The sequence below is a fragment of the Streptomyces sp. NPDC031265 genome, assembly GCF_055570295.1.
On record NZ_JBVIHM010000002.1, the window covers coordinates 254,291 to 278,477 of the forward strand.

General features: G+C 71.0%; 20 protein-coding genes. 6 read left to right on the forward strand and 14 right to left on the reverse strand.

Annotation, left to right across the window (positions count from 1 at the left end):
* The first annotated feature begins 34 nt into the window (after positions 1 to 34).
* The 4 genes from ACZ499_RS05335 to ACZ499_RS05350 all read left to right on the forward strand — a co-directional run bounded on the left by ACZ499_RS05335 (position 35) and on the right by ACZ499_RS05350 (position 5,071).
* The gene (locus tag ACZ499_RS05335; protein WP_468672471.1) at positions 35 to 1,387 is read left to right on the forward strand and encodes a DUF2252 domain-containing protein; all 1,353 of its coding nucleotides are present in this window, start codon (positions 35 to 37) and stop codon (positions 1,385 to 1,387) included.
* A gap of 312 nt (positions 1,388 to 1,699) precedes the next feature.
* Entirely contained in the window at positions 1,700 to 2,389 is a 690-nt protein-coding gene (locus ACZ499_RS05340) for a hypothetical protein (RefSeq protein WP_468672474.1), read from the forward strand.
* A gap of 91 nt (positions 2,390 to 2,480) precedes the next feature.
* Positions 2,481 to 3,293 (forward strand): thioredoxin domain-containing protein, encoded by an 813-nt coding sequence (locus ACZ499_RS05345; protein WP_468672476.1) that lies wholly within the window; start codon positions 2,481 to 2,483, stop codon positions 3,291 to 3,293.
* A 128-nt stretch (positions 3,294 to 3,421) separates the two neighbouring features.
* A complete protein-coding gene (locus tag ACZ499_RS05350) occupies positions 3,422 to 5,071 on the forward strand; it encodes an alkaline phosphatase D family protein (protein WP_468672479.1) in 1,650 nt (549 codons plus the stop codon).
* 8 nt (positions 5,072 to 5,079) lie between these two features.
* Here the strand turns inward: ACZ499_RS05350 and ACZ499_RS05355 are convergent, their stop codons facing one another.
* Positions 5,080 to 5,649: a dienelactone hydrolase family protein gene (locus ACZ499_RS05355; protein WP_468672481.1), complete on the reverse strand. Its 570-nt coding sequence runs from the start codon at positions 5,647 to 5,649 to the stop codon at positions 5,080 to 5,082.
* 30 nt (positions 5,650 to 5,679) lie between these two features.
* Between ACZ499_RS05355 and ACZ499_RS05360 the strand changes: the two genes are divergently transcribed.
* Entirely contained in the window at positions 5,680 to 6,711 is a 1,032-nt protein-coding gene (locus ACZ499_RS05360) for a mechanosensitive ion channel family protein (RefSeq protein ID WP_468405316.1), read from the forward strand.
* A gap of 158 nt (positions 6,712 to 6,869) precedes the next feature.
* On the opposite strand, the gene ACZ499_RS05365 is transcribed toward ACZ499_RS05360, so the two are convergent.
* The 4 genes from ACZ499_RS05365 to ACZ499_RS05380 form a co-directional block, all read right to left on the reverse strand.
* Positions 6,870 to 8,456, reverse strand: coding sequence for a Na+/H+ antiporter (locus ACZ499_RS05365; RefSeq protein ID WP_468672486.1), 1,587 nt, complete (start codon positions 8,454 to 8,456; stop codon positions 6,870 to 6,872).
* Between the two features lie 152 nt (positions 8,457 to 8,608).
* A complete protein-coding gene (locus tag ACZ499_RS05370; protein ID WP_468672488.1) occupies positions 8,609 to 9,550 on the reverse strand; it encodes an RluA family pseudouridine synthase in 942 nt (313 codons plus the stop codon).
* Positions 9,551 to 9,602: 52 nt separating this feature from the next.
* Positions 9,603 to 10,169 (reverse strand): signal peptidase II, encoded by a 567-nt coding sequence (gene lspA, locus ACZ499_RS05375; RefSeq protein ID WP_468672489.1) that lies wholly within the window; start codon positions 10,167 to 10,169, stop codon positions 9,603 to 9,605.
* Positions 10,170 to 10,229: 60 nt separating this feature from the next.
* Positions 10,230 to 11,198 carry a TraR/DksA family transcriptional regulator gene (locus tag ACZ499_RS05380; protein ID WP_468672491.1) on the reverse strand — a complete coding sequence of 323 codons (969 nt, stop codon included), beginning with the start codon at positions 11,196 to 11,198 and terminating at the stop codon, positions 10,230 to 10,232.
* Positions 11,199 to 11,785: 587 nt separating this feature from the next.
* On the opposite strand from ACZ499_RS05380, the gene ileS reads away from it, so the two are divergent.
* Positions 11,786 to 14,938 (forward strand): isoleucine--tRNA ligase, encoded by a 3,153-nt coding sequence (ileS, locus tag ACZ499_RS05385; RefSeq protein WP_385541444.1) that lies wholly within the window; start codon positions 11,786 to 11,788, stop codon positions 14,936 to 14,938.
* A gap of 533 nt (positions 14,939 to 15,471) precedes the next feature.
* Here the strand turns inward: ileS and ACZ499_RS05390 are convergent.
* From ACZ499_RS05390 to ftsW, 9 genes are all read right to left on the reverse strand, one after another.
* The gene (locus tag ACZ499_RS05390) at positions 15,472 to 16,713 is read right to left on the reverse strand and encodes a DivIVA domain-containing protein (protein WP_468672493.1); all 1,242 of its coding nucleotides are present in this window, start codon (positions 16,711 to 16,713) and stop codon (positions 15,472 to 15,474) included.
* 55 nt (positions 16,714 to 16,768) lie between these two features.
* A complete protein-coding gene (locus tag ACZ499_RS05395; RefSeq protein ID WP_067158122.1) occupies positions 16,769 to 17,059 on the reverse strand; it encodes a YggT family protein in 291 nt (96 codons plus the stop codon).
* A 68-nt stretch (positions 17,060 to 17,127) separates the two neighbouring features.
* Positions 17,128 to 17,745, reverse strand: a complete 618-nt coding sequence (locus ACZ499_RS05400) for a cell division protein SepF (protein WP_101387917.1) — start codon at positions 17,743 to 17,745, stop codon at positions 17,128 to 17,130.
* Positions 17,746 to 17,887: 142 nt separating this feature from the next.
* Complete coding sequence (locus ACZ499_RS05405; protein ID WP_468672497.1) at positions 17,888 to 18,610, reverse strand: YggS family pyridoxal phosphate-dependent enzyme; 723 nt, start codon at positions 18,608 to 18,610, stop codon at positions 17,888 to 17,890.
* A complete protein-coding gene (gene pgeF / locus ACZ499_RS05410) occupies positions 18,597 to 19,403 on the reverse strand; it encodes a peptidoglycan editing factor PgeF (RefSeq protein ID WP_468672500.1) in 807 nt (268 codons plus the stop codon). Before pgeF ends, ACZ499_RS05405 begins: the two co-directional genes overlap by 14 nt.
* A complete protein-coding gene (gene ftsZ / locus ACZ499_RS05415; RefSeq protein WP_468672502.1) occupies positions 19,400 to 20,593 on the reverse strand; it encodes a cell division protein FtsZ in 1,194 nt (397 codons plus the stop codon). Before ftsZ ends, pgeF begins: the two co-directional genes overlap by 4 nt.
* Positions 20,594 to 20,869: 276 nt before the next feature.
* Complete coding sequence (locus tag ACZ499_RS05420) at positions 20,870 to 21,673, reverse strand: cell division protein FtsQ/DivIB (RefSeq protein ID WP_468672504.1); 804 nt, start codon at positions 21,671 to 21,673, stop codon at positions 20,870 to 20,872.
* Positions 21,674 to 21,697: 24 nt separating this feature from the next.
* On the reverse strand, positions 21,698 to 22,783 hold the full coding sequence (murG, locus tag ACZ499_RS05425) for an undecaprenyldiphospho-muramoylpentapeptide beta-N-acetylglucosaminyltransferase (protein WP_101387923.1): 1,086 nt from the start codon (positions 22,781 to 22,783) through the stop codon (positions 21,698 to 21,700).
* Between the two features lie 6 nt (positions 22,784 to 22,789).
* A complete protein-coding gene (ftsW, locus tag ACZ499_RS05430) occupies positions 22,790 to 24,139 on the reverse strand; it encodes a putative lipid II flippase FtsW (RefSeq protein WP_468672506.1) in 1,350 nt (449 codons plus the stop codon).
* Positions 24,140 to 24,187: the final 48 nt, after the last annotated feature.

The window sequence follows — 24,187 nt, forward strand, 5'->3', positions numbered from 1 at the left end:
CTACTCGCACGTACGCACCAGGAGGCACCCGGCGATGTCGGTCCCGCAGCACACCAACGAGGAGCGCGGCGAGCAGATCCTCTCCGTCTTCGGCACCGCCTTCGGCGAGCTCCTGGCCGCCGACCCTGCCGCGTTCCGGGTCAAGTTCCGCAAGATGGCGGCCTCCGCGTTCGCCTTCTACCGGGGCACGGCCTGCCTGTTCTACGCGGACCTGGACGCCGAGAACGCCGGGCGGGGTGGTGGGAACATACACAGCGGTCCGTACCTGGACGAGTGCACCGGCCGGGTGTGGATCCACGGCGACCTGCACGCCGAGAACTTCGGCACGTACATGGACGCCAACGGCCGGCTGATCTTCAACGTCAACGACTTCGACGAGGCGTACGTGGGCCCCTTCACCTGGGACCTCAAGCGCTTCGCCGCCTCCCTGGCCCTGGTCGGCCACGCCAAGGCGCTCAGCGACGAGCAGATCACCGAGCTGGTGCGGATCTACGCCGCCGCCTACCGCGAGCGGATCCACGCCCTCGCGACCGGCGCCATGGATGACGAGGTCCCCGCGTTCACCCTGGACACGGCCGAGGGGCCGCTGCTCGGGGCGCTGCGCTCGGCACGCGCGCGTACGCGCTTCTCGCTGCTCGACTCGATGACCGAGATCCGCGAGTACGAGCGCCGCTTCTCCGAGGACGACGGCTCGATCGAGCTGGACGCGGCGACCCGCTACAAGGTGCTGGCCGCCTTCGACGGCTACCTGGAGACGCTGCCGGACTCCAGCCTGCTGCGGCCCGACTCGTACCGGGTGAAGGACGTCGTCGGGCGGCGCGGGATCGGGATCGGCTCGGCCGGTCTGCCCTCGTACAACATCCTGCTTGAGGGCCACAGCGACGCGCTGGAGAACGACGTCGTGATCTACATGAAGCAGGCGCAGACCCCGGCGGTCTCCCGCCACGTCACCGACCCGGCGGTGCGCGGCTACTTCCAGCACGAGGGCCACCGCACGGTGATCTCGCAGCGCGCCCTGCAGGACGCCGCCGACCCGTGGCTGGGCTGGACGGAGCTGGACGGGGCGGGCCAGCTGGTCGCCGAGGTCTCGCCGTACGCGGTGGACCTGGACTGGTCGGACATCGACGACCCGGAGCAGATCGCGGCGGTCGTCGCGGACCTGGGCCGCGCCACCGCCACCATGCACGCGGCGGCGGACGACGAGAGCGGCCACTCGAACCTGGTGCCCTTCTCCACCGAGCGGGCCATCGACGCGGCGATCGCGGCCGACGAGGAGGGCTTCGCGGACCTGCTGGTGGAGTTCGCGCACGCCTACGGGGCGCAGGCGCGGGCCGACCACCAGATCTTCGTCGACCTGTTCCGTAACGGTCGGATTCCGGGTCTCTAGGGCCTGTCCGGTGGATCTGGTCGGCTTCGGCCCGGGGCGCTGTTTCGGTTCTGGTGAGCGGGGGTCTGGTGCTTCCCCAAGCTCTCGACTTCGTTCGAGCAGGGGAGACCCCGATGCTGCAAGGCGGAGGAGGGCGACATGGCGGAGCCATGGCAACCGACGACAACGCCGCTGGGGGTCCCCCCTGGCCCTTGAGGCCTTGGGGGAGGGCGTGCCAGACCCCCGCGTGCCGACCAGATCCGCCGGACAGGCCCTGGTCTCACGGAATTCTTAGGCCACGGCGACGGGGGACCGTGGCAGACTTCCACACCGATGGACGTATCAGGGACGCGGCTCAGAGCGGCACGCGCGGCGCTTTTCACGGCGCTCGTCGTGGCGCTCTCCAGCGCGTCCCACGTCCTGCTCTCCCACGTCCCGCTGCCGGTGCCCCTGGTGGCCGGCGCGGCCGGCGCCGTGTTCCTGATCGCGTACGCGCTGGCGGGCCGGGAGCGCGGCTTCTGGTCGATCGCCGGACTGCTCGTCCCGCTGGAGCTGGCCGCCGACACCGTCTTCTCGACCGGCCAGCACGTCTGTTACGGGCCCTCCGGCGGCCCGGTCGCGGGCGCGCTGCGGTCGGTGGGCGTGAACGTGCTGTGCGGCGGGAACGTGGGCACCGAGCTGCCCGGCGTCGCCGGTTCCCGGGCCGGCGCGGCCGTGCTCCTCGGCGGGCCGGGACCGGCCGTGCCGTGGCTGCTGCTCGCCGCGCACGTGACGGTGGGGCTGCTCGCCGCGGCCTGGCTGCGGCGAGGCGAGGCCGCCCTCGCGCGCCTCGTGCGCACCGTCGGGGTGCTGGCGTTCCGGCCGCTGCTGCTCGCGGTCGCCGTGGTGGGCGGCGCGATCCGTCCCGTACGGGCGCGGCTGTGGCCCGTGCGGCGCGCGGGGCCGCCGTCGCGCGCCCGGTTGCTCGTGCACTGCGTGGGACGGCGCGGGCCGCCCCGCCCCGCGCTGCTCACCGCCGTCTGAGCGACGGCCCTCCCGAGCACGGCGACCCGACCACACGGGTCCCCCTCAGCACTTTCTCACCTGCCCTACCTGCCACACGGAGAAAACGATCATGAGCAAGCGCAACAGCCAGGCCAACAAGGCAGCCGCCCGTGAGCGACTGAAACTGGAGCGCGAGCGCCAGGCCAAGAAGGACAAGGTGCGCCGCCAGGTGGTCGTCGCCGCCTCGATCGTCGGCGTCCTCGCGATAGCCGGCGGCGCCGGCTACGCGGTCATGCAGGCCAACAAGCCCGGCGCGTGGGACGCGGCCAAGGACAAGACGCTGGTCAAGCCCGCCAACACCACGGGCACCGACGGCACCACCGTCGTCATCGGCAAGCCCACCGCCAAGAAGACGCTGGAGATGTACGAGGACCCGCGCTGCCCGGTCTGCTCGGTCTTCGAGCAGCAGGTCGGCGCCACGGTCAAGAAGGACGTCGACGCCGGCAAGTACAAGATCCAGTTCATCGGCGCCACCTTCATCGACAACGGCAGCCCGGGCACCGGCTCCAAGAACGCGCTCAGCGCCCTGGGCGCCGCGCTCAACGTGAGCCCCGAGGCGTTCATGGAGTACAAGGCACAGCTCTACTCGGCGAAGTGGCACCCGGCCGAGACCACGGACAAGTTCAAGAACGACGACTACCTGCTCCAGGTCGCCGACAGCGTTCCGGCCCTCAAGGGCAACGCCAAGTTCCAGAAGGACGTGCAGGACGGCACGTTCGACAAGTGGGCGCTCACCATGTCGAAGAAGTTCGACGACAGCGGTGTGACCGCCACGCCGACCCTGAAGATGGACGGCAAGAAGATCACCGGCGAGGGCAGCGACAACGCCCCGCAGGACCCGGCGTCGTTCACCCGCGCCATCGACAAGGCACTGAAGGGCTGACGCCGCTCCGGAGGGGCTCCGGCGGGTCCGGGCGCTGACGCGCGCTCAGATGTCCGCCGGCGAACGGGCAGACAAACTTTTGCCGTGAGTCTGCCCGTTCGCGCTACCCATCAGTAAGGTGTGCGGCTGTGACCAGTCGATTCACCTCAACCCCCACGCGCCGCACGGTCGTCAAGGCCGCTGCCGCCACCGCTGTCGTCGCCGCGCCCCTCGTGGCCGGCGCGACCGCCGCCGTCGCGGACTCCGCGCCTGCCCCCGCCTTCCTGCACGGCGTCGCCTCCGGCGACCCGCTCCCCGACGGCATCCTGCTGTGGACCCGGGTCACCCCCGCTCCCGACGCGGTGCCCGGTTCCGGCAAGGGCCCGGACACCGAAGTCTCCTGGGAGATAGCCGAGGACAAGGGCTTCTCGCGGATCGTGGCCCAGGGCCGCACCACCGCGACGGCCGCCTCGGACCACACCGTCAAGGCCGATGTGCGCGGCCTGCGCCCGGCGACCGCGTACTGGTACCGGTTCGCCGCGGGCACCGCGCTCTCCCCCGTCGGCCGTACGCTCACCGCCCCCGCCACGGACGCGGCGGCCGCCAACGTCCGCTTCGGCGTGGTCTCCTGCTCCAACTGGGAGTCCGGCTACTTCTCCCCCTACCGTCACCTCGCCGCCCGCTCCGACCTGGACGCGGTGCTGCACCTGGGCGACTACATCTACGAGTACGCGTCGGGCGCCTACCCAGAGGCGAAGTACGTCGTACGACAGCACGAGCCGGCCCACGAGATCCTGAACCTGGCCGACTACCGCACCCGGCACGGCAAGTACAAGACGGACACCGACCTCCAGGCGATGCACCACGCGCACCCGGTGATCGCGATCTGGGACGACCACGAGTTCGCCAACGACGCCTGGTCGGGCGGGGCCGAGAACCACACGCCCGGCACCGAGGGCGACTGGGCGGCGCGCGTATCGGCCGCCAAGCAGGCCTACTTCGAGTGGATGCCGGTCCGCCCCTCCATCGCGGGCACCACCTACCGGCGCATTCGCTACGGCAAGCTGGCCGATCTGCACCTGCTCGACCTGCGCTCCTTCCGCTCGCAGCAGGCGAGCGTGGGCAGCGGCAAGGTGGACGACCCGGAGCGCACCATCACCGGCCGCGCCCAGCTGGACTGGCTCAAGTCGGGGCTCTCGGCCTCCAACGCCGCCTGGCAGCTGGTCGGCACGTCCGTGATGATCTCGCCGGTCGCCTTCGGCGCGCTGCCGGCCGAACTGACCGCGCCGCTGGCGGAGTTGCTCGGCCTGCCCAAGGAGGGCATCGCCATCAACGTCGACCAGTGGGACGGCTACACGGACGACCGCCGCGAGCTGCTGGGCCATCTGGTGGACAACGGCATCAAGAACACCGTCTTCCTCACCGGCGACATCCACATGGCGTGGGCCAACGACGTACCGGTGAAGGCGGGCACCTACCCGCTGTCGAAGTCGGCGGGCACCGAGTTCGTGGTGACGTCGGTCACCTCCGACAACCTGGACGAGATGCTCCACGTCGCCCCGCACACCGTGTCCCTGGTGGCGGCGGCCGCGATCAAGGCCGCCAACCGCCATGTGAAGTGGGTCGACATGGACTCGCACGGCTACGGCGTCCTCGACGTCGACGCCCAGCGCTCGCAGATGGACTACTACGTGGTCTCCGACAAGCGGAAGCAGGACGCCACGTCCGCGTGGACCCGCTCGTACCGGACGCTCAACGGCAGCCAGAAGGCCGAGCGGGTCTACTCGCCGGTGGTCTGACCCGTCCGCTACAGCGAGTCGAGGAAGCCGAGCGCGGTGCTCCAGCTCTGCTCGGCGGCCGCCTCGTCGTAGTCCGGCAGCTCAGGATCGGTGTACAGGTGCCCGGCGCCCGGGTACCTGTACACCTCCGCGTCGGCGCCGATCCGGCCCATGCGCAGGTACCAGGTGTTCAGCCAGTCGTCCGTCTCGAACGGGTCCGGGTCCGCCACGTGCAGCTGTACGGGCAGTTCGTCCACCGACGCGCCGTCGGCGATGTCGGCGGTGCCGTGCAGGAGCAGCAGCCCGCGGGCCTTCTCGTCGCCGAGCGCGAGGGTCTGGGCGAGCGAGCCGCCGAGCGAGAACCCGGCGTAGACCAGGCCCTCGTCGGAGTGCGGGGCGGCGGCCAGGATCGCGCGCTTGAGCAGCTCGTCATTGCCGATCCCGTCGCGGATCGTCATGCCCTCTTCCATGGTGTCGGCGGTGCGGCCCTCGTAGAGGTCGGGCACGTGCACCACGTGTCCGGCGGCGCGCAGCCGCTCGGCCGCCTCGTGCACGGCGGGCCGCAGGCCGTACACCGAATGGAAAAGCATGATGTTCATGAGGCCATGGTGCCAGCTACGGTCGGGGGCATGGAGAACGTGCTGCGTCCGTTGATCGTGATCGGCGGCTCGGTCGTGCTCACGCTGGCCCTCGTGTGGCTGGCCGACCGGCTGCTCCGCCAGGCCGACGCCCGGCACAGCGAGACCCCTCTGTGGGGCCTGCTGCGCCGCTGCCGCGTCCCGTTGCAGGTCGTCGTCCTCACCTCGCTGCTGAGAGGCACCTACCGCCAGATCGGATGGTCCCCGGTCCAGGACCACGAGGCGGGCCTCGGCCAGATCCTCTCCCTCGTCCTCATCGGGGCGAGCGCCTGGCTGGTGGTGCGGATCGCGGCGGCGATCGTCGAGGCGTCGTACGCGCGGTACGCGGCCTCCGCGCTCGACCCGGCGCGCGTGCGCAGAGTCCGTACGCAGGTGACGCTGATCCAGCGCGTGGTGACGGCGGTCGTGGGCGTCGTCGCGGTCGCGTCGATGCTGCTGACGTTCCCGGCGATGCGGACGGCGGGGACCTCGATCCTCGCCTCCGCGGGCATCATCGGCATCGTGGCCGGTGTCGCCGCCCAGTCGACGCTCGGCAACCTCTTCGCGGGGCTGCAGATCGCGTTCGGCGACATGGTGCGGATCGGGGACACCGTGGTGGTCGACGGCGAGTGGGGCGTCATCGAGGAGATCACGCTGACCTATCTCGCGGTGCGCACCTGGGACGAGCGGCGGCTGACGATGCCGGTGTCGTACTTCACCAGCAAGCCGTTCGAGAACTGGTCGCGCGGCGGCGTCCAGATGACCGGCACGGTCTTCTTCCACCTGGACCACGCGGCCCCGGTGGCGCTGATGCGCGAGAAGCTGGCCGACATCCTGCGGGAGTGCCCGGCGTGGGACGGCCGCGAGAGCGGCCTCGCGGTCACCGACACCACCCCGTCGACGATCGTGGTGCGCGCGACGGTCACCGCGAAGGACGCGGGCGACATCTGGACGGTCCGCTGCGCGGTCCGCGAAGAGATGGTGGCCTGGCTCCACGACCACCACCCGGCGGCGCTGCCGCGGATCAATACGGAGCGGGAATAGCGGGGGCGGGGCGCAGCCCCGCAAGCGGGATGCAGGGACCGCGGGCCCCGGTCGGGGATCCGGGGGCGAAGCCCCCGGGTAACCCCCCTCCCCCCGCCCACCCCCGGAGGCCACGCGGCGGAGCCGCACATGTCACAGCGGGACGGGGCGGGGTGGGATCACCGCAGGCTGCGTACGTCCAGCTGGCGCAGGACCCGGTCGACGATCTCCGGGTCCGCGCCCGCCTCGCTGCGTGCAGAGAGCACCTCGTGGCGCGCCGCCGACATCATCTCCCGCTGGATCCGCTGGATCGTCCGCAGCCGCTCCACCCGCTTCGCGTACGCCTCCCGCCGCTCCACGTCGACCATGTCCGGGCTGATGCGCGCCCCCACGTCGTACGCCCGCCGCAGGAGCTGCTCCATGACCTCCTCGGGCAGCTCCTCCACGTCCTCGATCTCCCGCAGCCGCCGCTTCGCCGCCTTCGCCGCGCGGATCGCGAGCTCCCGCTCCAGCGCCCGCTCGGCGTCGGTGTCGGCCTGTACGCCGAGCCGCCGCACCAGGGACGGCAGGGTCAGGCCCTGGAGCACCAGCGTCACCATGATCACGCAGAACGCGACGAAGACGATCTCGTCGCGCGCGGGGAAGGGCGAGCCGTCCTCGGTCCTGAACGGGATCGCGAGGGCGAGCGCGACCGAGGCCACCCCGCGCATCCCCGCCCACCACATGACGATCGTCTCCCGCCAGGTCGTGGGGATCTCCTCGTTGTAGTCCCGCCGTGTGTGCAGCCGCTTGGCGAGCCAGGTCGCGGGCAGCAGCCACACCAGCCGTACGCCCACCACGACCCCGACCACGACCGCGCCCCAGCCCGCCATCTCGCCCACGCGGCCGGTCGCGGTGCCGAACACGTGGTGCAGTTCGAGGCCGATGAGCCCGAACGCGATCCCGGTCACCAGGGTGTCGACGATCTGCCAGAACGTGGCCCCGGCGAGGCGCCCCTGGACGTCGTCGGCGTCCACCGCGTGCTCGGCCAGGAACAGCGCGAGGGTGAGCACGGCGAGCACCCCGGAGCCGCCGAACTCCTCGGCCAGCACATAGCCGACGAACGGCACGAGCAGGGTGAGGCCGATCTGGAGCGTGGCGTCGTCGAGCAGGCCCATCAGCTTGTTGGCGGTCCAGCCGAGGACGAGACCGACCACGACCGCCACCACGGCGGAGAGCACCAGCTCGCCCACCGCGTCCGGCCAGGAGAAGTCGCCGCTGACCGCCGCCGCGATCGCCACGTGGTAGAGCACGATCGCGGTGACGTCGTTGAACAGCCCCTCGCCCTCCAGGATCGACACCAGCCGGCGGGGCAGCCCGAGCGAGCCCGCGACGGCGGTGGCGGCGACCGGGTCGGGAGGCGCCACGAGGGCGCCGAGGGCGACGGCGGCGGCGATCGGCAGTCCCGGCACGATGGCGTGGGCGACGGCCGCCACGGCCGCCGTGGTGACGAACACCAGGGCCACCGCGAGCAGCAGGATCGGCCGGACGTTGGCGGCGAACTGCCGCCAGGAGGTGCGCTGGACGGAGGCGTAGAGCAGCGGCGGCAGAACGAGCGGCAGGATGAAGTCCGGCGGCACGGCGACGTTCGGGACGAACGGCAGCAGGGCGAGGACCCCACCGAGGAGCGTCATCAGCACCGGCGCGGGCAGCCCGAGCCGGTCCCCGACCGGAACGGTGACCACCGCTCCGAGCAGAAGCACGAACAGCAGGGCCAGCTGATCCACGGATGCCCTCCGGGCGGCGAGGCGATCAAGACCCCCAGCCTGCCACGCGGTCCGCCCAAATGCCCCTAGCCGGGGGCGAAGTGGCCCACACCGCTAGGGACGTGGGGCTGTGACAGGTGCTGCTCCGCCGCGTGGGCGGACGAGGACCGCTGTCACTCGCTCTCCGCCCGGATCACATCCAGCGCGTGCTGGAGGTCGTCCGGGTAGCCGCTCTCGAACTCGACCCAGCCGCCGTCCGACGGGTGCTCGAAGCCGAGGCGCACCGCGTGCAGCCACTGCCGGGTCAGGCCGAGGCGCTTGGCGATGGTGGGGTCCGCGCCGTACGTCAGGTCGCCCACGCACGGGTGGCGGTGGGCGGACATGTGCACGCGGATCTGGTGGGTGCGGCCCGTCTCCAGCTTGATGTCGAGCAGCGAGGCCGCCCGGAAAGCCTCGATCAGGTCGTAGTGCGTCACCGACGGCTTGCCCTCGGCCGTGACCGCCCACTTGTAGTCGTGGTTGGGGTGGCGGCCGATGGGGGCGTCGATGGTGCCGCTCATCGGGTCCGGGTGGCCCTGCACCAGGGCGTGGTAGCGCTTGTCCACGACGCGCTCGCGGAACTGCTGCTTCAGATACGTGTACGCCCGCTCCGACTTGGCGACGACCATCAGGCCTGAGGTGCCGACGTCGAGGCGGTGGACGATGCCCTGGCGCTCGGCGGCGCCGGAGGTGGAGATCCGGTACCCGGCCGCCGCGAGGCCGCCGATGACCGTGGTCCCCGTCCAGCCCGGGCTCGGGTGGGCGGCGACGCCGACCGGCTTCACGATCACGACGATGTCGTCGTCGTCGTGCACGATCTCCATGCCCTCGACCGGCTCGGCCACGATCTGCACCGGCGCGGGCGCCTGGGGCATCTCGACCTCCAGCCACGCGCCCCCGCGGACCCGCTCGGACTTGCCTACCACCGAGCCGTCGACCTGGACCTTCCCCGCCGCGGCGAGCTCAGCGGCCTTCGTACGGGAGAACCCGAACATGCGGGAGATGGCGGCGTCGACGCGCTCGCCCTCCAGACCGTCGGGAACGGGCAAGGTGCGGATCTCGGGAAACGTACTCACCCGTCGAGTATGCCTTGTCGCACCGACAACACCCGCCCGACCGGGGTGCGGCTCAGTCCTTGTGGACCGTTCCGTCCGGGTCCAGGCCCCGGAAAGAGAGGATCACGATCAGGAAACCGCCGCAGACGATCGCGGAGTCGGCCAGGTTGAAGACCGCGAAGTGGGCCGGCGCGATGAAGTCGACCACCGCGCCCTCGAAGACGCCCGGGGAGCGGAAGATGCGGTCGGTGAGGTTGCCGAGCGCGCCGCCGAGCAGCAGGCCGAGCGCGATCGCCCACGGCAGGCTGTAGAGCTTGCGTGCCAGCCGGAAGATCACCGCGATGACCGTCGCCGCGATCACCGTGAAGATCACGGTGAAGGCCTCGCCCATGCCGAACGCGGCGCCCGGGTTGCGGATCGCGTTGAGCTCCAGCAGGTCTCCGACGATCTGGATCGGCTCGTGGTGCTCCAGCCTGGCCACCACGAGCATCTTGCTGCCGAGGTCGAGCAGGTACGCGAACAGCGCCACCGCGAACAGCACGGCGATCCTGCGCCCGCCCTTGGGCCGCTCGCCGGGAGCCGCGGCCTCGTCGGGCCCTTCTACGTCCGGCGTACCGATGATGCGCTCCGCCTCTGCCACGTGAGTCCCTCAACCCTAGGTACCTGACTGAGGACGAGGGTACGACACACGCGTACGGAGTCAGCCTCGGCGTTCCTGCTTCTGCTTGTCCTCCACACAGAGGGTCGCGCGCGGGAAGGCCTGCATCCGCGCCTTGCCGATGGGATTGCCGCAGACCTCGCAGTAGCCGTACGTACCGGCGTCGAGCCGCTCCAGCGCCCGCTCGGTCTGCTCCAGCATCTCGCGCGCGATGGCGGCGAGCGCCATCTCGTGTTCGCGGGTGATGTTCTTGGTCCCGGTGTCGGCGTCGTCGTCGCCCGCGCCGTCCCCGGAGTCCCGCATCAGCCCGCTCAGGGCGGTCTCCGAGGCCTCGATCTCGGCACGCAGCCGCAGGACCTCGCTGGTCAGCCCGGTGCGCGCCTCGGCGACCTCGGCGGGCGTCCACGGGTCCTCCCCGGGCCGTACCGGCAGCTCGCCGGGCACCCCGGCGACGATGGTACGGGCCTTGGGCACGGCCGATGCCGCCGCCGTGGACCTCCTGGCCGCCGCTTCGCCGGCCGTGTTCTTGGCTACCACCTTCTTGGCTCCCCTCTGCTCCGCGGCCTCGGCCGCCCCCTTGGCCGCCGTGGCAGCCTTGTCCGGTACCGCTTTCTTGGCAGACGCCGTCTTCCTGGCGGCAGCCTTGGTGGCCGGAGCCGCCTTTTCCACAGCAGCCTCCTCGGCCACGGCTTTCTTGGCAGCGCCCTTCTCAGCCACGGCCTTCTTGGCCGGAGCCTTCTTGGCAACGGCTTTCTCGGCCCCCGCCTCTTCAGCCGCAGCCTTCTTGGTCGCAGCCTTCTTGGTCGCAGCCTTCTTGGTCGCAGCCTCTTTCGGCGTGGCCTTCTTGGCGGCGGCCTCCTTGGTCGCAGCCTTCTTGGCCGGTGCCTTCTTGGCCGCCGACTTCCTCGGGGCCGCCTCCTTCTTGGCCGCAGTCTTCTTCCCGGACGAGTCCTCCGTAGCGGCCCTCTTCACCGCGGCCTCGGACGCCAACGCGGTCTTCTTCGCCACCATGGCCGCGGCCCCTTCACATATTGTGATCTTGCTCGCGAATCGTGCTGGGACGATAAATCGACCCCAGGCCCGCGGCAACGGGGCACGCCGCCGGTCCGGCCCCGCGCGACATGCCCGGAGACGAACCTGCATCCGTTGTGCCCAGCTCTCCGGCCCGTAATCCGCCACACGGGCGGCGCCGGACTCCGCCGGACCACGTATGCCCATTCGGGTCATGTACGCACGTGTGGGGACCGCCCCGCAGGCCTCCGGTCCGGCCGCGCCGAAAACCGGTCGGCCGCTGTCGGTGCGGGCCCGTACACTGGGCGCAGCGAGAGGCGTGAATGGGACGAGTAGCGTCGTACGCAGCCAAGAGCGATCCGGGGACGGTGGGAGCCCGGAGGCGAGCGCGATGTGAAGATCACCCCGGAGCCGCCGGAAGAAAGCACCCCCGGGTGCGAGTAGAACCGGCTTCGCGACCCCAATGAGGGGGCGGTGTTCCACACACCGCCAAGGAGGGTGGTACCGCGGGAGCGCGGGGCCGTAGGACGGCCGGGGCTCTCGTCCCTCCGACGGAAACGTACGACGATCCGCCGGAGGATGAACGGATGTCGCAGTACCGCCAGGTGCCCGCCCAGGTCGACCTGCCCGCGCTGGAGCACGCCGTGCTCGACTTCTGGCGCGAGGCGAAGGTCTTCGCCAAGAGTCTCGAACAGTCCGAGGGCCGCCCCGAGTGGGTCTTCTACGAGGGCCCCCCGACCGCCAACGGCATGCCCGGTGCCCACCACATCGAGGCCCGCGTCTTCAAGGACGTCTTCCCCCGCTTCCGGACCATGCAGGGCTACCACGTGGCCCGCAAGGCCGGCTGGGACTGCCACGGCCTGCCGGTCGAGCTCGCCGTCGAGAAGGAACTCGGCTTCAACGGCAAGAAGGACATCGAGGCGTACGGCATCGCCGAGTTCAACGCCAAGTGCCGCGAGTCCGTGACCCGCCACACCGACGCCTTCGCCGAGCTCACGACCCGGATGGGCTACTGGGTCGACCTGGACGACGCGTACCGCACCATGGACCCGCAGTACGTCGAGTCCGTGTGGTGGTCCCTGAAGGAGATCTTCAACAAGGGCCTGCTCACCCAGGACCACCGCGTCGCCCCCTGGTGCCCGCGCTGCGGCACGGGCCTGTCCGACCACGAGCTGGCGCAGGGGTACGAGACGGTCGTCGACCCCTCGGTCTTCGTCCGCTTCCCGCTGACCGGCGGCCCCCTCGCGGGCGAGGCCGCGCTCCTGGTGTGGACGACCACGCCGTGGACGCTGGTCTCCAACACCGCCGTGGCCGCCCACCCCGAGGTCACCTACGTCGTCGCCCGCCGTACCGGCGGCGAGGACGCAGAGAAGCTGGTCGTCGCCCAGCCGCTGCTTGAGAAGGCACTCGGCGAGGGCTGGGAGGCCACCGGGCAGACCTTCACGGGCGCCGAGATGGAGCGCTGGACCTATCAGCGCCCCTTCGAGCTGATCGAGTTCCCGGCCCCGGCCCACTACGTGGTCAACGCCGAGTACGTGACGACCGAGGACGGTACGGGTCTGGTCCACCAGTCCCCCGCCTTCGGCGCCGACGACCTCCTGGTCTGCAAGGCGTACGGCCTGCCGGTGGTGAACCCGGTCCGCCCCGACGGCACCTTCGAGGAGGACGTCCCGCTCGTCGGCGGCATCTTCTTCAAGAAGGCCGACGAGAAGCTGACCGAGGACCTCAAGGAGCGCGGCCTCCTCTTCCGCCACGTCCCGTACGAGCACAGCTACCCGCACTGCTGGCGCTGCCACACCGCGCTGCTCTACTACGCGCAGCCGTCCTGGTACATCCGCACCACCGCCGTCAAGGACGCGATGCTGCGGGAGAACGAGAAGACCAACTGGTTCCCGGACTCGGTCAAGCAGGGCCGCTTCGGCGACTGGCTGAACAACAACATCGACTGGGCGCTCTCCCGCAACCGCTACTGGGGCACCCCGCTGCCGATCTGGCGCTGCGAGGACGACCACCTGACCTGCGTCGGCTCGCGCGCCGAGCTGAGCGAGCTGTCCGGCACCGACCAGACGGACCTCGACCCGCACCGCCCGTACATCGACGACGTCACCTTCACCTGCACGGCCGAGGGCTGCTCGCACACGGCGGTCCGCGTCCCCGAGGTGATCGACGCCTGGTACGACTCGGGCTCGATGCCGTTCGCGCAGTGGGGCTACCCGTACAAGAACAAGGAACTGTTCGAGAGCCGCTACCCGGCGCAGTTCATCAGCGAGGCCATCGACCAGACCCGTGGCTGGTTCTACACGCTGATGGCGGTCGGCACCCTGGTCTTCGACAAGTCGTCGTACGAGAACGTGGTCTGCCTCGGCCACATCCTCGCCGAGGACGGCCGCAAGATGTCCAAGCACCTCGGCAACATCCTGCAGCCGATCCCGCTCATGGACCAGCACGGCGCGGACGCGGTGCGCTGGTTCATGGCCGCCGGCGGCTCCCCGTGGGCCGCGCGCCGGGTGGGCCACGGCACCATCCAGGAGGTCGTCCGCAAGACGCTCCTCACGTACTGGAACACGGTGGCCTTCCAGGCCCTGTACGCGCGCACGTCCGACTGGGCGCCCAGCGCGGCCGACCCGGCCCCGGCCGACCGCACGGTCCTGGACCGCTGGCTGCTGAGCGAGCTGAACACGCTGGTCGACCAGGTCACGCAGGCGCTGGAGGCGTACGACACGCAGCGCGCGGGCAAGCTCCTGTCGGCGTTCGTGGACGACCTGTCCAACTGGTACGTGCGCCGTTCGCGGCGCCGGTTCTGGCAGGGCGACAAGGCGGCGCTGCGCACGCTGCACGACGTGGTGGAGACGGTCACGCGGCTGCTGGCCCCGCTGACCCCGTTCATCACCGAGCGGGTGTGGCAGGACATGGTGGTGCCGGTGACGCCGGACGCGCCGGAGTCGGTGCACCTGTCGTCGTGGCCGAAGGCGGACGCGTCGGCGATCGACCCGACGCTGTCGCAGCAGATGCTGCTCGTGCGCCGCCTGGTGGAGCTGGGCCGCGCCACCCGCGCGGAGTCGGGCGTCAAGACGCGCCAGCCGCTGTCGCGCGCGCTGGTGGCCGTGGCGGGCTTCGAGTCGCTCTCGCCGGAGCTGCACGCGCAGATCACGGAGGAGCTGAACGTCTCGTCCCTGGCCTCCCTGTCCGAGGTCGGCGGCTCCCTGGTCGACACGACGGCCAAGGCCAACTTCCGGGCGCTGGGCAAGCGGTTCGGCAAGGGCGTCCAGGACGTGGCCAAGGCGGTCGCGGCGGCGGACGCGGCGGCGCTGTCCGCGTCCCTGCGCGACACCGGGACGGCGGAGGTGTCGGTCAACGGCGAGCCGGTCTCCCTCGCTCCGGACGAGGTGATCATCACGGAGACCCCGCGTGAGGGATGGTCGGTGGCGTCCGACTCCGGCGCGACGGTCGCGCTCGACCTGGAGATCACGCCGGAGCTGCGGCTGGCGGGCCTGGCCCGTGACGCGATCCGGCTGATCCAGGAGGCTCGCAAGAACAGCGGGCTGGATGTGGCGGACCGGATCGCGGTGCGGTGGGAGTCCTCGGACGCGGAGGTCGTCTCGGCGCTGTCCGCCCACGCGGGCCTCGTCGCGGAGGAGGTCCTGGCGGTCGACTTCGCGTCGGCGGCGGCGGACGCGTCGTACGGCGCCCCGTTCACGGACGAGTCCTTGTCGCTGACGTTCCGCCTGCGCAAGGCGTAACTTCCGGCCGACGCCGAAGCGGCCCGCCCCCTGGAGACTCCGGGGGGCGGGCCGCTGTGTTTTTACCCCCACCCCGCCCCTTCCCGAAAGCCCTCGGGCGGGCGGCCGGGGGCTTCGCCCGGGGTCCCGGTTCGTCTGCGGGCCGGTGGGGGCTGGTCGCGCAGTTCCCCGCGCCCCTGAAGGCAGAACGGGGCCCGGGCAAATTCAGCCCCTCCGGCGTTTGAGGAGCGGGGTCCGGGGCGGAGCCCCGAAGCGGGGGCGGGGGCGAAGCCCCCGTAAGCGGGGTGCAGGGGCCGCAGGCCCCGCCAGGGGTGCAGGGGCGCAGCCCCGCAACGGGGTCCGGGGGCGCAGCCCCGCAACGGGGTCCGGGGGCGCAGCCCCCGGGAGACCACCTCGCCCCCCACCCACCCCCGGAGGGTCTAGGTGAAGGGGCGGGGTGGGGCAAAAAAGGGCCGGGCCCCCGGAAAAATCCGGGGGCCCGGCCCTTCAGCCTGCCGACGGCTGTGCGCGGCGTACGCGCGTACCGCCGCCCGTCAGTTGTCGTCCTCGTCGATCAGGAAGCCCCGCATCGGAGAGGGAGCCTGCTGCATCGGCGACGGCCCCTGCGGCCGCACCGGCGCCATCGGCTGCGTCATCGCGGGCGACATCTGCTGCTGCCCGCCGTACGACGGCGCACCGCCCATGGACGGCTGGCCGCCCATGGTGTGACCCATCGAACCGGCACCGGCCGACGCCATCGACCCGCTCATCTGCGGAGCCGGCGGCAGCGACGCGGTCGCCGGGGTGCGCGGCGGAGCCAGCGAGTCGTCCGCCTGGGTCTCCAGCTGGCGCAGCTGCGACTCCAGGTAGGACTTCAGCCGCGTACGGTACTCGCGCTCGAAGCCGCGCAGGTCCTCGACCTTGCGCTCAAGCGTGGCGCGGGCGGACTCCAGCGAGCCCATCGCGACGCGGTGCTTCTCCTGCGCGTCCCGCTCCAGCGCGTCGGCCTTGGCGCGGGCGTCCCGCTCCAGGCCCTCGGCACGCGACCGGGCCTCGCCGACGATCTTGTTGGCCTCGGAGCGGGCCTCGGCGATCGCCTGGTCGGCGGTCTGCTGGGCCAGCGAGAGGACACGCGCGGCGCTGTCGCCGCCGGGGCCCTGACCGGGCTGCGACATCTGCGGACCGTGGCCGCCCATGGGGCCGCCCATCTGCTGGCCCATGGGGCCCTGGCCGAGCTGGTTCTGACCCATCTGGTTCTGGCCCATCGGACCCTGACCCATGGGGCCCTGGCCCATCGGACCCTGGCCGAGCTGGTTCTGGCCCATCGGCCCCTGGCCCATGGGGCCCTGGCCGAGCTGGCCCTGGCCCATCGGACCCTGCCCGAGCTGGCCCTGCCCGAGCTGGCCCTGGCCGTGCTGGCCCTGTCCGTGCTGGCCCTGCTGGCCGTGGCCACCGGGGCCGGCGGGCAGCTGCGGAGCGCCGCTCGGCAGCTGGGGCGGGCCCATCTGCGGCTGCTGCTGCACCTGCGGAGGTCCGGATATGGCGGCGGGCACGGGAGCGCCCGGACCGCGCTGGTCCTGCGGCTCCGGCTTGCGCATACCCTGCTGCTGGTTCTGCGCGGCGGCACGCGTCGCGGCGGCCAGCTTGGCGCGCAGGTCCTCGTTCTCGCGAAGCAGGCGGGTCAGTTCGGCTTCGACCTCGTCCAGGAAGGCATCGACCTCGTCCTCGTCGTAGCCTTCGCGTAGCCGGACGGTCGTGAACTGCTTGTTCCGCACGTCCTCAGGGGTCAGCGGCATCTCTTCTTCACCTCTACGTAGTCGTCGGCAGTCGGCAGGACCGTGTCGCTCACATCTATCTCCCCACGCTGGTGACGATGGAGATCAGGATGTACACGATGATCATCAGAACGAAGAAGGACAGGTCGAGTGCCACGCCCCCGAGACGCAGCGGCGGAATGAACCGCCGCAGAAGCTTGAGCGGTGGATCGGTGACAGTGTAGGTGGCCTCAAGAACGACCACCATCGCCTTGCCGGGTTCCCATGAACGTGCGAATTGCAAGACGTAGTCCATGACGAGCCGGAAGATCAGCACGATGAGGAAGCACATCAGCGCGATGTAGACCACATCCAGTGCGACGCCCATCTCGCGCTTCCCTCTCCCCTTGCTCTATGCCCCCGGCCCCGTGGCCGGATCGTTCCCGGTGTCGTGTCTCAGCTCTGGTTGAAGAAACCGCCCTCTGCGATACGGGCCTTGTCCTCCGCCGTGACATCGACGTTAGCAGGCGACAACAGGAACACCTTCTGCGTCACCCGTTCAATGCTGCCGTGCAAACCAAACACAAGTCCGGCGGCAAAGTCGACAAGTCGCTTCGCATCCGTGTCGTCCATCTCGGTGAGGTTCATGATCACCGGCGTGCCCTCGCGGAAGTGTTCCCCGATGGTACGGGCCTCGTTGTAGGTCCGCGGGTGCAGCGTGGTGATGCGGTAGGGCTCCCGCTCGGACACGACCTTGGGCATGATCACCGGTGCGTTCTTCTCCAGGCTCGGGCGTTCAGGTGTGATGGATGCCACGGGGGCGATTCGTGCCGGACGCCCCGATTCCGCGGGCATCACGGCAGCGTGCGCGACCGGTTCACGGGGGGCCGGCGGCTGTACGGCTCGTACCGGTTCGTCCCGTTCGACCTGATGCGGAGGCTGGTGCCGGCGGCGGTCCCGCTCGGGCTCCGGCTCGGGTTCGAACTCGTCATCGGGGTCGAACCCCGGGCCGTCGTACCCATCGTCCTCCACGAGACCGAGGTAGACCGCCATCTTGCGCATCGCGCCGGCCATGCTCCGATTCCTCCGCTCTGTGGTGGATCGCCCTTGTCGCCAAATGTCGCTGTGTCACCAAGTGCCCACGATCCACTAGGTCTGCCCACCGAAGAGTGGGAATGACCATATTTTCTGCTGTGGTCCGACTTGCTTCGCGACGTTACCCGAGCCGGGGTCGGACTCCGAGTACCGCCGTACCGACGCGTACATGTGTCGCTCCGGCCGCAACAGCCTCTTCGAGATCCGCACTCATCCCTGCTGACACCATGTTCGCAGCCGGATGAGCACGGCGCAGGTCAGTCGACAAATCCATCAGCCGCTCGAATGCAGCCCGTTGCCGGTCGGCGTACTCACCCGCCAGCGGCGCCACGGTCATCAGACCGTCCAGCCGCAGACCGGGCGCGTCCGCCACAAGTCCGGCCAACTGCTCGATTCCATCAGGGGCGGTGCCGCCCCGGTCGCCCCGCGCCCCCGAGGCGGCGTCGAGCGCCACCTGGATCAGGCACCCCACCTCGCGCTCCGCCTTCACGGCGGCCGAGGAGAGCGCGCCGACCAGCTTGGGCCGGTCGACGGACTGCACCAGATCCGAGTAGGTCACCACGGAACGGACCTTGTTCGTCTGGAGCTGGCCCACGAAGTGCCAGCGCAGATCCGCGAGGTCCGCGCAGTCGGCCGCCTTGGGCGCCGCGTCCTGGTCCCGGTTCTCGGCGACCTGACGCACCCCCAGCTCGTACAGGAGCCGGACGTCGCTGGCGGGGTAGGTCTTGGTGACCACGATGAGCGTCACCTCGGCCCGCTTGCGCCCGACGGCCGCACAGGCTGCGGAGATACGTTCCTCCACCTGTGCCAGGTTCGCGGCGAGTTCCGCCTTACGGTCCGTCATGCCCGCTTCCCTCCCCCTCGGCTGCACCGGCCGCACCGGCTCCCGCGGCGTCGAGCCAGACGTATCCGGCGAGCCGCCCGGTGGTGCGGTCGCGGCGGTACGAGAAGTGGTCGTGCGATTCGAGCGTGCACACCCCGGACGCCTGCCGGTCGTTCACCCCGAGCGCCCCGAGCTGCGCGTGCACTCCGGCGGTGACGTCGACGGCCGGGGTCCCCCAGCTCGTCTCCGCCCGCGCGGCCGGCTCGGCCGCGGCGACCTCGTCCCGCATCGCCGCCGGGACCTCGTAGCACTTGCCGCAGACGGCGGGCCCGGTCCGCGCGGTGATCCGGGACGGCTCGGCGCCGAGCGAGACCATCGCCGCGACCGCCGCGGGCACCACGCCCGCGACCATCCCCGGCCGCCCCGCGTGCGCGGCGGCCACCACCCCGGCGACCGGGTCGGCGAGGAGAACAGGTGTGCAGTCGGCGGTCAGGACCGCGAGGGCGAGCCCGCGACGAGCCGTCACCACCGCGTCCACGGCCGGACTGTGTGTGATCCCTTTGACCGCGCCCGGGCCCCAAGGCCCGTCCACCACGGCCACGTCCGGCCCGTGCACCTGGTTCATCCAGACCACCAGGTCCGGGTCGAGCCCCAGCGCCTTCGCGGCGAGGCCGCGGTTGGTCCGGACCGCGGCGGGGTCGTCGCCGACCGCGCCGCCGAGGTTGAGCTCCTCGTACGGAGCGGCGCTCACTCCGCCCCACCGGTCGGTGAAGGCGAAGTGCGCGCCGCTCACGAGGGCGTGCTGCCCTATCACTTCAAGAAGTCCGGGACATCCAGCTCTTCGGCCTGGCTGTCCTGGTACGGGCGGGCCGTGGGCACCTGCGCCGGGCTCGCCTCGCCGACCGGCGCCGTCTCGACCTGGGCCGGGGCCGGGGATTCCTCGCGGGCGCTCACCGTGCCGAGCCCGCCGAGCGGGCGCTCGGCGGCGCGGACCGGGGTGGGCTCGTCGCGCTTGGCGGCGGTGGAGCCCAGCACGGTGTCGCGACGGGCGGGCGGCTGGCCGCCGTCGAACCCGGCCGCGATGACCGTGACCCGTACCTCGTCGCCGAGGGCGTCGTCGATGACCGCACCGAAGATGATGTTGGCCTCGGGATGGGCGGCCTCGCTGACCAGCTGCGCGGCCTCGTTGATCTCGAAGAGACCGAGGTCCGAGCCACCGGAGATGGAGAGCAGCACACCACGGGCCCCGTCGATGGACGCCTCCAGGAGCGGCGAGGAGATCGCCATCTCGGCGGCGGCCACCGCGCGGTCGTCGCCGCGCGCCGAGCCGATGCCCATGAGCGCCGAACCGGCCTCGGACATGACCGACTTGACGTCGGCGAAGTCGAGGTTGATCAGGCCCGGGGTGGTGATCAGGTCGGTGATGCCCTGGACGCCGGAGAGCAGTACCTGGTCGGCCGACTTGAACGCGTCGAGCACGCTGACCTGGCGGTCCGAGATGGAGAGCAGCCGGTCGTTGGGGATGACGATGAGGGTGTCGACCTCTTCACGGAGCTCGGCGATGCCGTCCTCCGCCTGGTTGGCGCGACGGCGGCCCTCGAAGGTGAACGGCCGGGTGACCACACCGATCGTGAGTGCGCCGAGCGAGCGCGCGATGTTGGCGACGACGGGTGCGCCACCGGTGCCGGTGCCGCCGCCCTCTCCCGCGGTGACGAAGACCATGTCGGCCCCCTTGAGGACCTCCTCGATCTCCTCGCGGTGGTCCTCCGCCGCCTTGCGCCCGACTGCCGGGTTGGCTCCGGCGCCGAGGCCGCGGGTGAGTTCACGGCCGACGTCGAGCTTGACGTCGGCGTCGCTCATCAACAGAGCTTGTGCGTCGGTGTTGATCGCGATGAACTCGACGCCCTTGAGACCGACCTCGATCATTCGGTTGATGGCATTGACACCACCGCCGCCGACACCGATGACCTTGATGACTGCGAGGTAGTTCTGCGGTGCTGCCACGTCGAAGGCCTCTCGCCTCGAGTTACGGGTCGTCACGTGCGGGTGTCGCACGGCGACGACGAATGCCGATGTGGGACGGTCCGAACGCCGACCCGAACCCTAACGTTGAAGCTTAGGGTTACCAATGTGTCTGTTCCCTGGACTCTTCCGAACAGGACACTAAGTCGACAAGTGGCGCACGTTCAACGAACACGCCGAACCTCCCGTTTTTCTTTTCACCCTATGTGATCACCCGTAGCGATGACCAACCAGGGTGCTGGCCAGCGCATATGTGCGTCAACTCCCCGATGCCGCCGGGGCGGTGGGGGCGCTCACATCGAAGTACTGCGCTCTGGGCGCCGCTTTCATGAGGGCGACCAGCGTACGGGCCTTGAGCTCCCCCTCCTCGTCACTGCCCCACAGGACCGTACGCCCGCGGCTCAACTCCAGGGAGACCGCGTCGTACGAGGTGACCCGGACGAGGCGGGTGTCCTTGGCGACTGCGGACGGTAGTTCGGCCGCCACCTTGACCGCCTCGCGCACCAGTGCGTCGACCGGAAAGCGGCGCAACGAGGGCGAGTTGTCCGGGTTCAGATCGAGTAGCGGTACATGTCCGGGCGCCTTGGTGACCGTGGCGAACCGCACACCCTTGGCGTCCACTTCGGTGAAGTTCGCGCCTTTTTTCATCAGGAGAACGGGCTTGCGTTCGGTCACGTCGAGCGCGATGCCGTGCGGCCAGGAACGGCTGACCTCCACCGAGTCCAGCCGCGGCAGTTTGCGCAGCAGCCGGGCCTCGATCGCCCCCGTGTCGACCGAGACCAGCGGGGAGCCGACCGGAGCGGCCGCCGCCGCCTCGACCTCGGCGGTGGTGAGCACCTCGGTGCCGGTGGTTTCCACCTGTTCGACCCGCAGCCAGGTGGACCCGTACAGCACCCACACGGCGGCCGCGCCGAGGACGACGGCCGTGGCCAGAATCAGCAGCAGCCGGCGCCGGGCGGGCAGGCGCAGCCGCGGCCGTCCCGCGCCGGGGCGGCGGGAGCCGGACGGGCCGGACTTCCTCGCCTGCCCCGTTCCGCGTCGAGCGGTCGCCTGTCCGGCCACGGTCCCCTGCCTTCTGCCGCCCCGTCAGCGTGCGGCGATCGCCTCGTACACCATGCCGACGAGCAGGTCGTCGGCGTCCCGGCGGCCGAACTCGGAGGCGGCGCGGGACATCTCGTACAGCCGGTGCGGGTCGGCGAGCACGGGCAGGACCTGGTCCTGCACCCACCCGGGGGTGAGCTCGGCGTCGTCGACCAGCAGACCGCCGCCCGCCTTCACCACCGGCTGGGCGTTGAGCCGCTGTTCGCCGTTGCCGATCGGCAGCGGTACGTAGGCGGCGGGCAGCCCGACGGCGGAGAGTTCGGCGACGGTCATCGCGCCCGCGCGGCAGAGCATCATGTCGGCCGCCGCGTACGCGAGATCCATCCGGTCCACGTACGGTACCGGGATGTACGGCGGCATTCCGGGCATGTTGTCGACGCGCGGCACTTCGTTCTTCGGGCCGACCGCGTGCAGGATCTGGATGCCGGAGCGCTGGAGCACCGGAGCGACCTGCTGGATCACCTCGTTGAGACGGCGGGCGCCCTGTGAGCCGCCGGAGACGAGCAGCGTCGGCAGGTTGGGGTCCAGGCCGAACGCGGCGCGCGCCTCGGGGCGGACCCGGGCGCGGTCGAGCGTGGCGATGGAGTGCCGCAGCGGGATCCCGATGTAGCGGGCGCCCCGCAGCTTGCTGTCGGGGGTGGCGACGGCCACCCCGGCCGCGTACCGCGAGCCGATCTTGTTGGCGAGGCCGGGGCGGGCGTTGGCCTCGTGGACCACGATCGGCACCCCGAGCCGCTTGGCGGCGAGGTAGCCGGGCAGCGCCACATAGCCGCCGAAGCCGACGACGCAGTCCGCCTTGGTGCGCTCCAGGATCTGCTCGGCGGCCTTGATCGTGCCGCGCAGCCGGCCCGGGACCGTGATCAGTTCGGGGGTGGGCCTGCGGGGCAGCGGGACGGCCGGGATGAGCGCGAGTTCATAGCCCCGCTCGGGGACCAGCCGCGTCTCCAGGCCCTTCTCCGTACCGAGGGCCGTGATCCCCACGGTCGGGTCCTGCCTGCGCAGGGCGTCCGCGAGGGCGAGCGCGGGCTCGATGTGGCCGGCGGTCCCCCCACCGGCGAGTACGACATGCACCGAAATTCACCGCTCTCCGGACGGACGCTTCTTGACGCGCCGTCTCATCGACTTCCAACTCACCCGAGGCTGCCGCATGGCCAGCGCCGCCCGCGCCGCGGGGTCGTCCCGCGCGAACGCGATCAGCAGCCCCACGGCGAACATGGTCGGCAGCAGCGCGGACCCACCGTAGGAGAACAGCGGGAGCGGGACACCAGCGATCGGCAGCAGGCCGAGCACCGCACCGATGTTGATCACGGCCTGGGCCACGATCCAGGTGGTCACACCTCCCGCGGCGTACCTCACGAAGGGGTCCTCCGTGCGTCCGGCCACGCGGATACCCGCATAGCCTAGAGCCGCGAACAGGGCGAGCACCGACAGTGTGCCCGCCAGGCCCAGTTCCTCACCGGTGATGGCGAAGATGAAGTCGGTGTGCGGTTCGGGGAGTTGACCCCATTTTTCCACACTCGCACCCAGGCCGGAACCGAACCATCCGCCCGAGGCGAGGGCGTAGATTCCATGGACGGCCTGCCAGCACTGGTCCTGCGGGCCGGGGTCGGTGGCCCCGATGCAGGCGAGCCGGCCCATCCGGTTGGGGCTGGTCTTGATGAGCAGCCCCGCGATGGTCCCGGCCACCGCGAGGACGCCCCCGAAGAGCCGGGTGGGGGCTCCGGCGAGCCAGAGCAGTCCGAAGAGGATCGCGCAGAGGATGATCGCGGTGCCCATGTCGCCGCCGAGCATGATCAGCCCGAGCAGCAGGAACGCCACCGGGACCAGCGGCACCAGCATGTGCTTCCACTGGGTGAGCAACCGTTTGTCCTGCTTGCGGGCGAGCAGGTCGGCGCCCCACAGGATCAGCGCCAGCTTGCCGAACTCGCTGGGCTGGAGCTGGAACGGGCCGCCCAGATAGATCCAGTTCTGGTTGCCGTTGACCGACATCCCTATCCCGGGGATCTGCACCAGGACCATCAGGAAGACGGTGACCATCAGCATCGGGTACGAGAGCGCCCGGTGCAGCTTGGCGGGCATCCGGGCGGCCGCGAACATCAGGGCGCCGCCGATCACGGCGGCGAGGAACTGCTTGCGGAAGAAGTACGAGGCCGGCAGCGACAGCTCAAGGGCCTTGATCATCGAGGCCGAGTAGACCATCACCAGACCGAGCACGGTGATCAGCAGCGCGCTGCCGAGGATCAGGTAGTACGCGGTGAGCGGCCGGTCCCAGGCCCGCCGGGCCCGCTCGAGCAGCCGCCGCGGGCCGCCGCCCCGGGGGCGTGACGGGGTGCCGCTCGTGCCGCCGCGCCCGACCGCGGGGCGGCGTACGGACCCGGCGGCACGGCTGCGCAGGACGAGCCCGGGCGGGGTCGCTTCGGCCGGCATGTGTGCTGTCCCCTCCACTCGTGTCCGGCGCCGCCGGTCCGCGGGACG